This window comes from Pseudomonas sp., assembly GCF_049300855.1.
Taxonomy (GTDB): domain Bacteria; phylum Pseudomonadota; class Gammaproteobacteria; order Pseudomonadales; family Pseudomonadaceae; genus Aquipseudomonas.
Map to the genome: position 1 here is coordinate 1 of NZ_JBAQKH010000016.1, position 16,703 is coordinate 16,703.

6 protein-coding genes are annotated in these 16,703 nt (G+C 60.9%); 2 read left to right on the forward strand and 4 right to left on the reverse strand.

All coding sequences use genetic code 11. The features are described 5' to 3' along the window. Positions 1-49 precede the first annotated feature (49 nt). From WA225_RS05190 to WA225_RS05205, 4 genes are all read right to left on the reverse strand, one after another. A complete protein-coding gene (locus WA225_RS05190) occupies positions 50-940 on the reverse strand; it encodes a transglutaminase family protein (RefSeq protein ID WP_422607116.1) in 891 nt (296 codons plus the stop codon). Next, the gene (locus WA225_RS05195; protein WP_422607117.1) at positions 940-3,426 is read right to left on the reverse strand and encodes a circularly permuted type 2 ATP-grasp protein; all 2,487 of its coding nucleotides are present in this window, start codon (positions 3,424-3,426) and stop codon (positions 940-942) included. The genes WA225_RS05190 and WA225_RS05195 overlap by 1 nt, the downstream gene beginning before the upstream one ends. Before the next feature lie 88 nt (positions 3,427-3,514). Further along, positions 3,515-6,790: a DUF2126 domain-containing protein gene (locus tag WA225_RS05200; protein ID WP_422607118.1), complete on the reverse strand. Its 3,276-nt coding sequence runs from the start codon at positions 6,788-6,790 to the stop codon at positions 3,515-3,517. Positions 6,791-7,197: 407 nt separating this feature from the next. Then, positions 7,198-9,510 carry a YgiQ family radical SAM protein gene (locus tag WA225_RS05205; protein WP_422607119.1) on the reverse strand — a complete coding sequence of 771 codons (2,313 nt, stop codon included), beginning with the start codon at positions 9,508-9,510 and terminating at the stop codon, positions 7,198-7,200. Between the two features lie 208 nt (positions 9,511-9,718). Between WA225_RS05205 and WA225_RS05210 the strand changes: the two genes are divergently transcribed. Together WA225_RS05210 and WA225_RS05215 are read left to right on the forward strand one after the other, a co-directional pair. Then, entirely contained in the window at positions 9,719-11,947 is a 2,229-nt protein-coding gene (locus tag WA225_RS05210; RefSeq protein ID WP_422607120.1) for a hypothetical protein, read from the forward strand. 99 nt (positions 11,948-12,046) lie between these two features. Beyond that, positions 12,047-16,651: an NEL-type E3 ubiquitin ligase domain-containing protein gene (locus tag WA225_RS05215; RefSeq protein WP_422607121.1), complete on the forward strand. Its 4,605-nt coding sequence runs from the start codon at positions 12,047-12,049 to the stop codon at positions 16,649-16,651. Positions 16,652-16,703: the final 52 nt, after the last annotated feature.

Here is a 16,703-nt window from a genome sequence, read left to right on the forward strand (position 1 = left end):
GAGCCTGCTCGCGATCGCGAGCAGGCTCACTCCTGCAGTTTGATCGGCGTTAATCCAGCGGCATCACGGTGACGCGCACTTCCGGGTCGTGATTGCCGCCGCCCAGAATCACCCCGCGCAACGGCGAAACATCGGAAAAATCCCGCCCCCACGCCAACGTGATGTGCTCCAGCGCCGGTTGCACATTGTTGGTCGGATCAAAGTCCACCCAGCCCAGCACCGGGCAAAACACCGACACCCAGGCATGCGAGGCATCGGCACCGATCAGACGTGGCTGCCCCGGTGGCGGCTGGGTCAGCAGGTATCCGCTGACATAACGTGCCGCCAGCCCCCGCGAGCGCACGCAGGCCAGCATCAGGTGAGCGAAGTCCTGACAGACCCCGCGCCGCCGCTCCAGCACCTCGACCAGCGGCGTCGCCACCTGGGTCGCTTCAGCATCGAAGGTGAATTCACTGAAAATCTTCTGCATCAACGTCTGCACACCGAGCAGCAATGGCCGCCCCGGCGGGAAACAGCTGCGCGAGAACTCGACGAAGCTGCTTTTCAAATGCACATACGGTGACTGAAAACGATAACGACAGGCCTCAAGCACATCGGCGGACAACGGCTGACTGCTGTAAGTCAGCGCGTCGCGGGTTTGCTCCCACGCCGGCGATTGATGGAAATCCAGTGCTGGCCGCGCCAGCACTTCAACTGTCAGTTGCGCATTGACCTGCAACTCATCATGCGGGCGCTCGAACGCCAGCCGGGTCAGCGGATTGCCAAACACATCGAGTTCATCGCGCCGTGCGGTCGGCTCCGGGCTGATCAGCAGTTGCTGATCGGTGCAGTGCTGCCAACTGCAGTCACGCGGCCACAGATGGGCCAGTTGCTGCGCCAGCGAAACCGGGCTGTCGTAGTGATAACAGGTGTCGTGGAAGATCTGGTAACGGGCGCTCATCAGACGGACACCGTGCGCTGGCTGACATCATCGACGTGAGCGAAATGGCGCAGGGCCAGACGATCCGAGACCTGGCCGCTGGCCTCGGCGACTTCCTGCAGCAGATCCGCCAGACCATTGAGCGCCGCTCGTACGCTGGTCTCACCGAACAACGGATTCTCCAGACAGCCCAGATCAAAGCGTGCCAGACGCTCGACCAGTTGTGGCAGCCCCGCTTCCCGTGGCGCACCGAAATCATCATTCAAACGCTTCAATGTGCGGGTCACCAGTTTCAACTGGAACAGCACCGCGTGCGGGTTCTGCTCATCCAGCAATAACAGGTCGAGCACCGGAATCAGCTGCGCCACCGCCAGATAGCGTGAACGGTAAGTGATGCTGCTGTTGCCCAGTTCCAGCAACCACTCCAGCCCAGCCTGATCGAATGCGCCGACACCGCGCAGAAATGCCGCCAGACTGCTGCTGAGAAACTGCAGACGCTCGATGCGCCGGCCGATCATCAGAAAGCGCCAGCCTTCATCGCGGGTCATATCGTCCAGGGCAAATCCGGACAGGGCCGCCAGCGACATCACCAGGCGGTTGAGAAAATCCAGCAACTCGCCGAAATCCGCTTCTTCTGTGTCCAGCTCCATCGCCTCGCGTTGCAACTCGACCAGCGCCTGCCAGTTCTCCCGCGAAAGCTTGCCGCGCACTTGCGAGGCGGCCCACTGCAAGCGTTGCAGATTGGAGCGCAGGCTGAACGACCAGTCCTCACCGAGCAGCGCAGCGAGCAAGCGCTCCGGCAGTTCACCTTCGTCCGGCAGCAGTGTCAGTCGCTCGCCGAGATCGACCGCCGCCTGTAGCGCTTGCGGGTCATCACCATCGACATAGCGCGCGAGCATGATCCGCAGCAGCCGCGCACTGTCATCACAGCGTTCGCAGTAACGGCCGAACCAGAACAGGTTTTCCACCACCCGCGAGGGTAGATACGGGTCGCGCCGCACCAGATCGTGGACGCCGACGTTGCGCTGAGTCTTCCATTGTTCTCCGCTGGGCGCACGATCGCCCAACACCCACGTATCTTTGCTGGCCCCGCCGCGCTGCATCGACACCACTTCGGCATCGGCCTCGGCGGCCACGCGGGTCAGGCCACCGGGCAGCACGCGATAACCGTCGCGACTGGCCACCGCATACATGCGCATGCCGATCGCGCGCGGTTGCAGTTGACCGTTTTCGGCCTGCCAGATGGGGGCCTGAGACAGCTGAGCCAATTCTTGCGCGACATAGGCATAAGGTCGAGCCTGCATGCGCTCGGCAAGCGCCTGACGCTGTTTTTCACTCAGATCACGGCCAAAAACCGGCGCGAAGCTTTGTGAGGGAAACGCCGGTTTGATCAGCAGTTCCGGCAGTTTTTCCAAGGCTTGCGCCAGCACTGGGGGCTCACCGCACCACCACGTCGCAATCGACGGCAGGATCAGTTCTTCGCCGAACAGGTATTGGTTGATCTTCGGCAGAAACCCGAGCAACCCCGGCGATTCCAGCACGCCGCTGCCCAATGCGTTGGCCACCAGCACCCGGCCCTGACGCACGGCTTCGAGCAGACCGGGAACGCCGAGGGCCGAGTCCGTGCGCAGCTCCAGCGGATCGCAGAAATCGTCATCGAGGCGGCGCATGATCGCGTGCACCCGACGCAGACCGCTGAGGGTTTTCAGGTAGACCGTGGCGTCGCGCACCGTCAGGTCACCGCCCTCGACCAAGGGATAGCCGAGCTGGCGGGCCAGATACAAATGTTCGAAATAGCTCTCGTTAAAACGCCCCGGCGTCAGCAACACCACCAGCGGCGCGTCATCGTCACACGGCGCCTGCCGCGCGAGGGTTTCCTGCAACGTACGGAAAAAACCGGCCAGATGCTGCACCTTCAAATCCCGGTACAACTCGGGAAAGGCGCGCGACACGATGGTGCGGTTTTCCAGGGCATAACCGGCGCCCGACGGCGCCTGTGTACGATCGGCGGTCACCCACCAGCGTCCATCCGGGGTGCGCGCCAGATCCACCGCGTACAGATGCAGAAACGCGCCTTCCGGTGCTGCAATGCCCTGACAAGGCCAGAGAAAATTGTTGTGTCCAAACACCAGTTCAGCCGGCAACAGGCCTTCACTGATCAATCGCTGCGGCCCGTACAAATCGGCCAACACTGCGTTGAGCAGTCGCGCACGCTGGGCGATGCCTGCCGACAACTGTTGCCATTCATCTGCCGCAATCACATGGGGCAGCAGATCCAGCTCCCACGGGCGATCAGCGCCCTTGGGATCGGCATACACGTTATAGGTGACACCGTTTTCCTGAATCTGCCGCGCCAGCAAGGCCTGTCGCTGCAGCAGTTGCGCCGGCGTGCTGCGCTGCAACTGATCGAACAGCCGCTGCCAGTGCGGACGCACCGCGCCACTGCTGTCGAGCAGTTCGTGATAAGTGCCCGCCGTCAGCGGGTAGCGGTCTAGCAGGTCAGGCATGGAAAGCTCGGCAGACAGCAGGGAACGGTCAGACTAACGCAGGCAGATGACGCGCGGATAGACGAAAAATCCGCGTGTCGCGTAGGCCCTAGAAACGTCGCAAATCGATTGTCATCGGTAGCTCGTCACTGATTTCCACATTCGGTATAGGAAGTTTCCCCGGCGTGTGTCCGACGCGGAAAAACCGCGCCATCCGCCGGCTCTCCGCTTCGTTGGCGTTGACCGGCAGCGTCTCGTAATTACGCCCACCCGGATGGGCGACGTGGTACTGGCAACCGCCCAGCGAACGCCCCATCCAGGTGTCGAGCAAGTCGAACACCAGCGGTGCGTGCACAGGTATCGTAGGTTGCAAACAGTTGGCGGGTTGCCACGCGCGGTAACGCACACCCGCAACGAACTCGCCAACCCGCCCGGTCGGGTGCAACGGTACGGCGATGCCATTGCAGGTCAGTAAATAACGCTGCGGCGGCAGGCCTTTGACTTTGACCTGCAAGCGCTCCAGCGATGAATCGACGTAACGCACGGTGCCACCCGCCGCGCCCTCCTCACCCAGCACATGCCACGGTTCCAGCGCCTGACGCAGTTCCAGTTCGATGCCGTTGACGACGTAGTCGCCGACCTTGGGAAAGCGAAATTCCAGGTGCGCGGCAAACCATTCCGCGCGCAGCGGATAACCGGCGCTGTTGAGTTCGACGATGACGTCGGCGAAGTCCTGCTCGATAAAGTGCGGCAGCAGGAAGCGGTCGTGCAGTTCGGTGCCCCAGCGCGCCAGTTTCGGCGGCGCATAAGGTTCGCGCCAGAAACGCGCGACCAGCGCCCGCAGCAACAACTGTTGAGCGAGGCTCATGCGCGCGTGGGGTGGCATTTCAAAGGCGCGCAGTTCCAGCAAGCCGAGACGCCCGGTGGCGCCGTCCGGCGAATAGAGTTTGTCGATGCAGAATTCGGCCCGATGTGTATTACCGGTAACGTCGATCAGCAAATTGCGCAGCAGGCGATCGACCAGCCACGGCGCGCACTCCTCACCCGGCTCCGGCATCTGCGCGAAAGCGATTTCCAGTTCGTACAGCGCATCATTGCGCGCCTCATCGACACGCGGCGCCTGCGACGTCGGGCCGATGAACAGTCCGGAAAACAGATACGACAACGACGGATGGTTATGCCAGTAACTGATCAGGCTGCGCAGCAGATCGGGGCGGCGCAGAAACGGCGAGTCCGCCGGCGTCGCCCCGCCGAGGACGAAATGGTTACCGCCGCCGGTGCCAGTGTGGCGACCATCGATCATGAACTTCTCGGTGGTCAGGCGGGTTTGCCGCGCTTGCTCATAAAGAAACTCAGTGCGCTCGACCAACTCGTCCCACGTCGCCGACGGCTGTACGTTGACCTCGATCACGCCAGGGTCCGGGGTGATGCGGAAGTTGCTCAGGCGTGGATCGCTCGGCGGCTCGTAGCCTTCGAGCAAGACCGGGCAATGCAGCTCTTGGGCGGTGGCTTCGATGGCCGCGACCAGCTCCAGATAATCCTCGACCCGCTCCAGAGGCGGCATGAACAGGTACAAGCGCCCTTCACGCGCCTCGGCGCAGAATGCGGTGCGGGTCAGCCAGTCAGCGGATTCGTCGATTTTCGGCACGCGTTCCTCAGCCGCTGCCGGCTCGCCGTGACGGTTGAGCTGACCGGTTTGCGGCAGTTCGGGGAAATCCTGATTCGGATCCTGAGGATGAATGAACGGGTACTCGGCGGCCTTCACCCACGGCTGCGAACCCAACGGCAGGCGATAGCCCAGCGGCGAATCCCCCGGGACCAGTCGGCAATGTTCGTCACGCAGGTACCAGCGCCCGCTCTGCCACTGATCGCCCTTGGCGGTGCGCGCCAGCGGCAGCACCTGGCCAATGACTTTATTCAGGCCCTGGCTGAACACTTTGCGCAGTCGCGCGCGTTCCAGCGGTTCCTCAAGACGTGAATCTTCGGCGCTGACGTTGCTCGGCAATGTGCCCTCGCGCCACAAGTAATAGAAATTGTCTTCGTAGGCCGGGAACACAAATCGTGCAGGCAGTTTCAGGCGTTCGGCGACACTGGCCAGAAAACGCCCGGCCAGTTCGCCGTTCGCAGCGTAATCCTGCTGCTCATCGGCGATCAGCGCGTCGTTGTGCCAGATCGGCACGCCATCACGGCGCCAATAGCAATTGAGCGACCAGCGCGGCAATTGCTCACCGGGATACCACTTGCCCTGACCGAAATGCACCAGGCCCTGCGGCGCGTAATGTTTGCGCATGCGCTGGAACAGTTCGGCGGAGAGACGGCGTTTATCCGCGCCCAACGCGGCGGTGTTCCACTCGGCGCCATCCGGATCATCGATGGACACGAAGGTCGGTTCGCCGCCCATGGTCAGGCGCACATCACCTTCCAGCAGGTCAGCGTCGATCTGCCGACCGAGCGCCTGAATCGCCAGCCATTGCTCTTCGGTGTAAGGCTGGGTGACGCGCGGCGCCTCCCAGATCCGTTCCACTGACATTTCATGGCTGAACACACATTCGCAAGGCTCGACCAAGCCACTGATCGGCGCCGCCGAGGACGGATCGGGACTACAGGCCAACGGGATATGCCCTTCACCGGCAAACAGCCCGGAAGTCGCATCGAGGCCGATCCAGCCGGCGCCCGGCAGGTACACCTCGCACCAGGCGTGCAGATCGGTGAAATCGACGTCAGTGCCGGACGGGCCGTCGAGGCTTTTCACATCTGCCGTCAGTTGAATCAGGTAGCCGGAGACAAACCGCGCTGCCAACCCGAGGTTACGCAGCAGTTGCACCAGCAGCCAGGCCGAATCCCGACAGGAACCGGAGGCATGTTCGAGGGTGTGCTCCGGGGTTTGCACGCCCGGCTCCATGCGGATCAGGTAGCCGATGTCTTGACTCAGGCGCTGGTTGAGCGCCACCAGAAAATCCACCGCCGGCAACGGCGTGCGGTCAATGGCGTCCAGATAGGTTTTGAATTTCGGCGTCAGTGGCAGGGTTTCGAGGTACGGCGCCAGTTCCTTGCGCTCATCGGCGGCATAGGCGAAGGGGATTTTCTCGGCGTAGGGTTCGAGGAAGAAGTCGAACGGGTTGAACACGGCCATCTCGGCGAGCAGATCGACCTCGATGCGCAACTCGTCGGTTTTCTCGGGGAACACCAATCGGGCGAGGTAGTTGCCCTGCGGGTCCTGTTGCCAGTTGATGAAGTGCTGCTCGGGCGAGACTTTCAGCGCATACGACAGAATCCGCGTGCGGCTGTGGGCGGCCGGGCGCAGGCGAACGATCTGCGGGCCGAGTTCGACAGCGCGGTCGTAGCGGTAATGCGTGACGTGATGCAATGCGACATGAATCGACACGGCGTGCCTCCTGCGAGCCTAAGCGTATTCGAAAGCGCGCAAGACTTATGCCATGCACAGGCCTGGGCGCTTTCCCGGAATGCTTAGGGCAGTACAGCACCAAAATCGGGCGATGCGGGGAAATGGTTTGGGCTGATTGCACGTAAATGTTGCGAAGCCCCCCCTCACCCTAGCCCTCCCGAAACGTCGGACCGCCCGTAGGGAGAGGGGACTGACCGCGTTGGATGTTGGAGATACACCGACGTGGAAGTCTTGAGTCGAACTCAGGTTTGAAAAGCATGGAGATCTGCTCCCTTCCCCCTCGCCCCCATTGGGGGAGAGGGCTGGGGTGAGGGGGATGGATCTTGCAGACGACAACAATCCATCCCCATAAACGCAAAACGCCAACCCGAAGGTTGGCGTTTTCTTTAGCGCGGTACGACCGGCTTGCGGGTCGGCTTCGGCCCTTTGCCTTTCGCGGCGTCCTTGCGCTCCTTGGCCGCCTGCTGGTTGCGGGCAAACGCCGCCGCCTTGGCCTGCTCACGCTTGTCCCACGGATTACCACCATCACTGGCACGCGGCGGCAAACCGGTGTGCTGAGTGAGGATCTTGGTGGTCTTCTCTTTGCCTTCCTTCGCCACTTTATGGCTGCCGGCCGGCGTCGAGTTTTTGCGACGGGCGCTCTGGTAGCTGTCAGTCGCCGGCTGATGCGTCGGGATCAACTGATCCTTGCCCGAACCGATCAGATCACTACGGCCCATGCGGATCAGCGCTTCACGCAGCATCGGCCAGCCTTTCGGGTCGTGATAACGCAAGAACGCCTTGTGCAGACGACGCTGCTCTTCGCTCTTGACGATGGTCACGCCGTCGCTCTTGTAGGTGACTTTGCGCAGCGGGTTCTTGCCCGAGTGGTACATCGCGGTGGCGGTGGCCATCGGCGACGGGTAGAACGCCTGCACCTGGTCGGCGCGGAAGCCATTGCCCTTGAGCCACAAGGCCAGGTTCATCATGTCTTCGTCGGTGGTGCCCGGGTGCGCAGCGATGAAGTACGGAATCAGGTACTGCTCTTTGCCCGCTTCCTTGGTGTACTTCTCGAACATGCGCTTGAACTTGTCATAGCTGCCAATGCCCGGTTTCATCATCTGGTTGAGCGGACCTTCCTCGGTGTGTTCCGGGGCGATCTTCAGGTAACCGCCGACGTGGTGGGTCACCAGCTCTTTGACGTACTCCGGCGACTCGACCGCGAGGTCGTAACGCAGGCCGGAGGCGATCAGAATCTTCTTCACACCCGGCAAGGCACGGGCGCTGCGGTACAGCTGAATCAGCGACGAGTGGTCGGTGTTCAGGTTCGGGCAGATGCCCGGGAACACGCAGGACGGCTTGCGGCACGCCGATTCGATTTCCGGCGTCTTGCAGGCGATGCGGTACATGTTCGCGGTCGGGCCGCCGAGGTCGGAGATGACGCCGGTGAAGCCCGGGACCTTGTCGCGGATCTCTTCGATTTCGCGAATGATCGACTCTTCTGAACGGTTCTGGATGATTCGGCCTTCGTGCTCGGTGATCGAGCAGAAGGTGCAGCCGCCGAAGCAGCCACGCATGATGTTCACCGAGAAACGGATCATGTCGTAGGCCGGGATCTTCTCCTTGCCGTATGCCGGGTGCGGAACACGGGCGTACGGCATGCCGAACACGTAGTCCATTTCTTCGGTGGTCATCGGAATCGGCGGCGGGTTGAACCAGACATCGACTTCGCCATGCTTCTGCACCAGCGCGCGGGCGTTGCCCGGGTTGGTTTCCAGGTGCAACACGCGGTTGGCGTGAGCATATAGAACGGCGTCGCCACGGACCTTTTCTACCGACGGCAGACGAATCACGGTCTTGTCACGGGTCATGCGCGGGCTGGCCAGAATCTGCACAACCTTGGCTTCCTGCGGATCGTCGACCGGACCCTTTTCCTGCTCGATGGCGCAGGCCTGGGTGTCCTGGGTGTTGACGTACGGGTTGATGATCTTGTCGACCTTGCCCGGACGATCGATGCGCGTCGAGTCGACTTCGTACCAGTCTTTCGGCGTATCGCGACGAATGAACGCGGTGCCGCGCACGTCGGTGATGTCTTCGATCTTGTGACCGTAGGACAGACGCTGGGCGACTTCGACAATCGCTCGCTCGGCGTTGCCGTACAGCAGAATGTCGGCGCTGGCGTCGATCAGGATCGAGTTACGCACGCGATCCTGCCAGTAGTCGTAGTGGGCGATGCGGCGCAGCGAGGCCTCGATGCCGCCGAGGACGATCGGCACGTGCTTGTAGGCTTCCTTGCAGCGCTGGCTGTAAACCAGGCTCGCGCGATCCGGACGTTTGCCGGCCATGCCGCCCGGCGTATAGGCGTCGTCGGAACGGATTTTCTTGTCGGCGGTGTAGCGGTTGATCATCGAGTCCATGTTGCCCGCCGCAACCCCGAAGAACAGGTTCGGCTCGCCGAGCTTCATGAAGTCGTCTTTGGACTGCCAGTTCGGCTGGGCAATGATCCCGACGCGGAAGCCCTGGGACTCCAGCAGCCGGCCAATGATCGCCATGCCGAACGACGGGTGATCGACGTAGGCATCACCGGTAACAATGATGATGTCGCACGAATCCCAGCCAAGCTGATCCATCTCCTCCCTGCTCATCGGCAGGAATGGCGCTGGCCCGAAACATTCGGCCCAATATTTTGGATAGTCAAATAACGGCTTGGCTGCTTGCATGTCGACGACCGGTGTTGAAGTGAAAAATCGCGGGCGCGGAATATAGCACAAATTTTGACCAATTCCGACGGCAATGGTCGGTTTCTCGTCGAGTTCGCCCCACGCCTTGTTTGACGGCAGCGCCAGCAGAAAAACCGCGAATGCACTGCGGCCTCATCAGCCCTGCACCTGCAATCCCCTGATGCGACAACCCTTCAAGGATGAAGATATGTCACCAAAATTGCCTGTCAAAGGCACCGTTACCAGCGATACCCACCAGCGACCCGCCGCGTCGTCCCGTACAGGTACACCAAGCCCCCACGCTTTACCGCCTGTCGACACACCGTTGCCGGGCATGACGCCGACGCAAACACCGGGCACCGCGCGTGGCGGTCATGAACCGCGGCCTGGCGTCACTGTCAGCCGCACACCTTCCGGGACCGCCATGGTGACGCCAGCGCCTCGACGGCCGCTGGAGGATTACTGGATAACCTCCGAAGCACGCCTGCCGGTTGCCGATACCCAGGGTTTGCGCACGTTCAAGGGGCGTTGTTATGTCGACGTCCCCGGCGGTCATGTCGTGCAGGTAGCGATTGACCCGGACATCGGCCTGTATCGAGCCCGGCTGGCCAGTGAGCGCTATCCATCGGGTCCGGTACTGTCGCGTGATCATGCGCGCAAGCTGTGGCAACCGCTCGAGCAATCCTTCGACTCGCTGCCATTACGTCCGATGACGGATCTGAACCGGGAACTGGAGCACCACGCAAAACTGATCCGAGAATCGACCGAGATCGCCAAAAAGCTCGAGCAGGCCGTGCACGCCACGGAGGCCCAAGAGGGCGAAAGAGCCGCGTTGGTGCTCTTCGAAGTGCACTGTCACAAGCACCTAGCCCTGCTGGAGAACACCTTCGATTTCTTCATGAGAGAGCAGGTCTCGCTGCTGCTCTACAAGGGTGCCACCCAATACCAGAACGAGATATTCGGCATTCAGAGCAAACGCTTCGAGATCTACAGCGAATTGATGCTCGCCGGCGATACCCGCAAACGCCTGGAAATACCCGCCGACAGCCTGATCACCCTGGATCAGCGTCGCGCGATGGCCAGTTATCTGAAGGGCAAACTGGTGCTGCTGCGCAAGCGTCAGGTGATTGCCGACGAGATTCTGAAAAAGTCGCACTATTCAAAACAACAGCTGGCCGAGCTGGAGTACGACCCGATGGAACTGCCCGAGGCACTTGCCGACTGGCTGTACACCAAAAGCCATCTGCTGGCGGCGCAAGTTGCTGACGCGACATTGGTTTATCACGCGATGTCGTTTTCACAGTTGATGGTCGCCTTGCGCAATATCGACAATATTCCGCTGCAAGTGCGTCTGCCGGTCTTGAGTGACCTGATCGATCAGTGCGCGTCGATCCGGGCGACTTATGAATATCTGGAGTTCCCCCCCGGCCCGCTGCAGCAGGCCTCCCGGCAAGAGCTGATCGATACCGTCCAATCCTTTGAGAACATCCTTGAAGAGCGGACCGTGCGGCATTATCAGGACCTGGAAAGCGCCCCACCCTCGCCGCCCTCGGATCAGTCCATCGACTTTGATTTCATTCCGGCGCAAGGCAAAAACCAGCCAGCCGCCAGTGCCAGAAGAATGTTCCGCAGCAAACAGCACGGGGTAGACAAGATCCGCGTGGGCAGACCGCGCCGCAGCGCGAACAATGAAGAGCTGATCGACGTCATGCACCCGCACAGACCCTCTGAGATCTTGCAGACCTATGAACGGCAGAACGGCGAATGGCAGCGCCGGGTGGTCGTTGAAGAAAAAAACCTGGCGAAACTGACCCAGCAGGCCGAGCAACATCTGCAACTCACTGATCAGCATCTGCGCGAGGCATTGCGCGATGAAGCCGCCAGACACAACGCCACCAGCATCGTCGAGTTCCTCGGGGCAAAAGCCGAGCTTCTTGACGATCTCGGTCTGGGGCTGGGGCGTGCGAGCCAGCCTGTCACCGAAGATGTCGCAGCCCTCGTTACGCGACTGAAACAGACCAGCCAGCGCCTGCGCGACGAAGGCGAGGCCATCCACATCCGGCTGTACAAAGACCCCCACCATCTGAGCGCCGACCGCGTGGTGTACTTGATGCGCCACGATGAACTGCGCATCCGCCGCACCCGCCATCGCCTGCCTCTCGGCAAGGGCCGGCAGCGGGACTTTCTCGACGTTTACTCACTGAACGACCGACACACCGGTGAGCCGTTGTGGGAAGCCCATTTTCACTATGAAAAGAAGGACAGCCCGGCACTGGATTTCAGTACCGAGGGCGGTCATTTGAAAACGCTTGAGCACGCCAGACTCGGTGCCGCCGCCCAGCGTCGGGACGAGCAAGCCGGACGGCCACACCTCGCCATCTGGCGGCTGACGCTGGACAAAAAAACCGCGCAGAAAATTTTCGACATGGCCTCCTGAGGCCATTGTGAAACCACCGCTGTCACCGGCAATGAAGCCAAGACTCCATCAGCCCCACTGACGGTGGCTGATGCAATCAACTTTCAAGGAAAGAAAGACATGCCCATCAAATCGCCCCCCAAGCGCGTCGATACCGGTAACTCCCCCACCCGCCAGCAGCCAACGGTGGAGGTAGACACGCCGCGCACTGACACACCGCACCTCAGCGATTTCGACCCGACGTTCCACGTCAATCAGCCGCTGCGCCCCGGCGGCCCCGTTGCATCTGTTGACCCCGACGCCATCATCCCGGCGCCCGTCGTTACCGTGCATCCAGGCTCCGATTCCGGCGGAGTCCGCCTGCCGACCAGTCAGCCACTGGAGCACTACCAACTGGCGGCAGTGCCCAAGCTGTCGGAAGTCGACGCCGAGGGTTTGAGAACCTACAAGGGCCGCCAGTACGTCAACGTGGCGGATGGCGCGATCGTCCTCGTCAGCAAGGATCCCGAAACGGGGCTGTACCGAGCCAGACTGCCGAGTCAATCGAAACCCTCAGGCCCCCCGCTCCTGCGTGATCCCGACAGCGGACTGTGGCATGAGCTGGACCACTTCGAACCCGTCACCTTTGCCTTGTCCGCGACCCGCCTGGAAGCTTTTCGCACGCATCTGGATTTCAGCAGCGCCGCCCCCGGCAGCGACGGACTGCAGCGTTTCAACGGCAAGCTCTATGTGGTGATCGACAATCACAGTTATCAGGTGCTGCATGATCTCGATGGCTCCACGCCGTTGAGCAACGTGATGCGCATCGTCCGCGCCGAAGATCCGGTGGCCAGCGACAGTCAGAATATTTATATCGCTACGCGTCCGGGCCGCTCCGAACCGATTGTCCTTGATGCACGGGACGGCTGGGTTGCCATCAACGTCGCGGGTGCGGGCGGCATGCCCCGCAGTGAGCCGGAACGCCCGGCGGGGCGAAGTCTGGCGGATCGCCTCGGCTCTTTCGCCCGGCGCCTGCGCAGCCCGGAATCGCGCGCCAGATCCTTGTTCCCTGCTTACGACGACCAACAGATTGCCGCCTACATACGCTCGCTGGGCGATGACGTCGCCAGTGGTCTGGCCCTGCGCGAGAACGCCTACAAAAACCTCAAGGCGGAGCTGCAAGCCTGGGCGCAATCCTCTGCCAGCACCGCCCAAGGCTGGGTCGAGCTGGCCACCCGGCAAATCAAACGCTGCTGGCGCCATGAAACCGGGAGCACTTTGGAACTGCCACCCGGCGGTGGATTTCTGCCAAACCTGACGGCGGACTTCAATCATGTGCGCACGCTGGAACTGAATTCGCACGCCTGGTCGGACTCGGCCAACACCTTTCTCAGGCGTTTTTCCGCACTGGAACATTTGACCCTCAGCGGCTGCGGCCTGAAAAAGCTGCCCACCAGCCTCGCTGAAATGAACCACCTGAGCAGCCTGAACCTGAGCGCCAATGGCTTGCAACTCGATGCCTCCGCTGCCGGCAAATTGAGCCTGTTTGATCGTTTGGAAAGCCTCGTCCTGTCGGATAACCCCCTGGGGCATCTGCCCGACTTCACCGGTCTGTCACGACTCAAGGTGCTGGACCTGAACACCACCGCCATCGATCAGTGGCCGACGGGCTTATCCGGACTGCGCGCCGCGCAGCGTATCGACTTGCGTAACAACCGCCTCAGCGAGGTGCCAGCCGACCGACTGAATCCGCCCGATGATCAACTTGAAGCGGTCGCCCGGCTCAACCAGCGCGTGCTGCTGGAGGGCAATCCATTCCCTGCGGGTTACTGGAAGCAGTTCGAATTGTTCTGGCAGCGCGTCGAGCAGCGTCGCCCGGAACTGCTCGCTGATCTGCCATCAGGCGCTTTCCGGCTTGAGCAGAACATTCCCGAGGTGGCACTGGCGCAAAGCCTGAACCCGGAAATGGACGTGAACGCGGCTAAAAAATACGTTATGCAGATGGGTGACGACGCGATGGCAACGCTGGTCGGTCGCCGCCAAGGGCTGGTCGTTCTGGAAACCCAACTGAAAGCCTATCTGGATGAACATGTGCATCTGCCGCTTAATGAACGCTCAAGGATGCGCGACATGGTCAGAAGCATTAAGCGCAGCTGGGTGAAAAGAGACCCGGTCCTGATCCTCACTTTCATGAACCGCCCCTCACAAAAAATGGCCATCGCGCTGCCGCGCTTGACCGTAGACTTCAGCCATGTGCGTCAGTTGTCGCTGAATGCCATCAAGTGGTCGAGCAGTGCCGATACATTTCTCGGCAACTTTGCCAATCTTGAATCCTTGTCCATCACCGATTCGACGCTGGATACCCTACCCGTCAACATGGGTCAGACGAGCAAACTGAGCGCGCTGAACCTGCACTCGAACAGCATTGCGCTCAATCAGCAAAGCGCCGCCAGACTGGGCACCTTCAGCGCGTTGACGCACCTGGATCTTTCGTTCAATCCACTGCAGATTTCGCCTGATTTTGCCTCCATGCCGAAACTGCAGGTCCTGAGCCTGAAAGAAACCGGGATCAGCCAGTGGCCAGCGGGTCTGCTGGACAAGCCAGGCCTTCATCACGTTGATTTGAGCAACAATCGATTAACTGAAATACCTGAGGCAAATCTCAATCCATCTGCCGAGCAATTTGCAGCCGTGGCCCGTATCAACGCTTCCACCTTGCTGGACGGGAACGCCTTTGCTGCAGAGTACGATGCAAAATTCGATGCCTTCTGGCGACGCGCATACGCGTCCCTGCCTGAACTCTCCGAGCCGTATCGCAGCAACGCCTTTGATAGCGATCATTCCGATGCACAGCGCTACAAGCGCCTGTATCCGGGCAAGAGCATCAAAGAATGCAGGGAATACATCTGGAGCCTTGAACCCGACCTCGCCGCGAAGAAACTGGCCAGTCTCGAGCTCGAATTCGGTCGTTTGAAAAGTCAGCTCGACGCCTGGGTGTTCTCTGGCGGCGGCGGTCTGCAACGTTACGTGCGCGCCAACCAGGTCGGGATCAACGCCGGAAACCGCGACGATCGCCACAGCGCGAGCAATCGGATTTTGAGTTGCTGGCGGCGTGAAACGCCACAGAAAACAGCCAATGACGGAACACCTATCGGCCTGGAACTGGACCTGAGTGGCCTCACGCTCCAGAGCCTGCCGGACCTCGATATCGACTTCAGCCACGTCGGCTCGCTCAGATTGAGCAACATGCAGTTAAGTACCTCACCGGAAGGCTTTCTCAGCGGTTTTCGCCATGTCCGCTGGCTCGATCTGTCGCTCAATCAACTGCGCGAACTGCCCCCCGCCATTGGCGAGATGAGTGGCCTGACCCGCCTGTTTCTGCAGAACAACCAGATCTCCCTGACGGCCGACACCGCCCGGATCCTGGCGCGGCAATCGACACTCAGAGCCCTGTGGCTGTATCAGAATCCGCAACTGGGCATTACCCCGGACTTCAGCCAGATACCTGACATCCGCTCAGTCGATCTGAGACAGACCGGCATCGATACCTTCCCGACCGGCCTGAGCGAACAGCCTCTGCTGGACACGGTTCTGCTGAACGGCAACCAGATTTCGCAAATCCCCGATGCGGTCATCGCACCGCCGGATGATCGGCTGGCGCAGACCCTGCGGGTCAACAATGTGACCAACATCACCGGCAACCCACTGTCCGCTGAAACCCGGACCAGACTCGCTCTCTATAACGATCGGCTGGTGGCGGCCGGAACCCCCATGACCGGACCGAACAACCTGTTCGTCACCTCTACGCGCCTACCCGCGCCCGCCATCATCAGATTCGGGCTGGCCAATGCGCTGCAGCGCTGGACCCAGGGACTGAACGCCGATGAAATTGCAACCAGAACTGCCCAATGGCAAGCATTGCGTAACCAGCCTGGCTCCAATGGACTGTTCGATACGATTGATCGATTGCTGGTCGATAACACCGGCCATGCTGATCTTCAGCGAAGGGTGTGGAACCTGATCGACAGCATTACGCAAAACAGCCCGGAATCCGAAAGCCTGCGCAAGGATCTGTTTGACCGGGCGGGCGAGGCGGCGTGCTGTGACCGGGCAGCCTTCACCTTCGCCAATCTGGAAAACCGCACGCTGATGTATCACGCTCGGGCGCAGGCCACAGACCCGACCCAGGGCGCGCAACTGGCGGAGCTTTCCCATGCGCTGTTTCGCCTGCACGAGGTCGACAAAATCGCCTCGGCTGACATTGCCCAGCGTGAGGCCAACATCGCTCGTTCGAGCACGCCGCACACTCATTTGCCAGTTGTGGGTGAGGAAGTCGAGATCAGGCTTTTCTATCGCCACGCCCTGAAAGACCGCCTGCATTTGCTGGGGCAGCCGGAACAAATGGGGTTTGCCCATCTGGTGTCGGTGACGAAGGAGCAACTGGACAACGCGTTTAAACGGGTCAAGGCACTGGAGAACTCGCCCGAGGAGTTCGAAGCTTTGATCTCGAGGGATTTCTGGCAGGAGTTCATCGTTCACAAGTATCGAGCGCAATTCGAAGCCCAACGCCAACCATTTATGGAGAGACAAAACGCACTAGACGCCGATCATTCCAGGAACGCGCTTTCGTTCAACGAATACGATACTCAAGCCAAAGCGTTGCAGGCATCTTTAGCCATAGACGAAGCGGCGCTGATCAACACGCTGACCGAGAAAGAACTCAAGGCCATGAAAAAAAGCGAGTGACCAACGCCCGGTACAGAGCCTGACGCTCAGGTGAGGCAGACCGACATTATTC

Bases quoted from the DNA above. Each gene is read 5' to 3' on its own strand.
- WA225_RS05190 (WP_422607116.1), bottom strand. From the start codon at position 940: ATGAGCGCCCGTTACCAGATCTTCCACGACACCTGTTATCACTACGAC.
- WA225_RS05195 (WP_422607117.1), bottom strand. From the start codon at position 3,426: ATGCCTGACCTGCTAGACCGCTACCCGCTGACGGCGGGCACTTATCAC.
- WA225_RS05205 (WP_422607119.1), bottom strand. From the start codon at position 9,510: ATGCAAGCAGCCAAGCCGTTATTTGACTATCCAAAATATTGGGCCGAA.
- WA225_RS05210 (WP_422607120.1), top strand. From the start codon at position 9,719: ATGTCACCAAAATTGCCTGTCAAAGGCACCGTTACCAGCGATACCCAC.
- WA225_RS05215 (WP_422607121.1), top strand. From the start codon at position 12,047: ATGCCCATCAAATCGCCCCCCAAGCGCGTCGATACCGGTAACTCCCCC.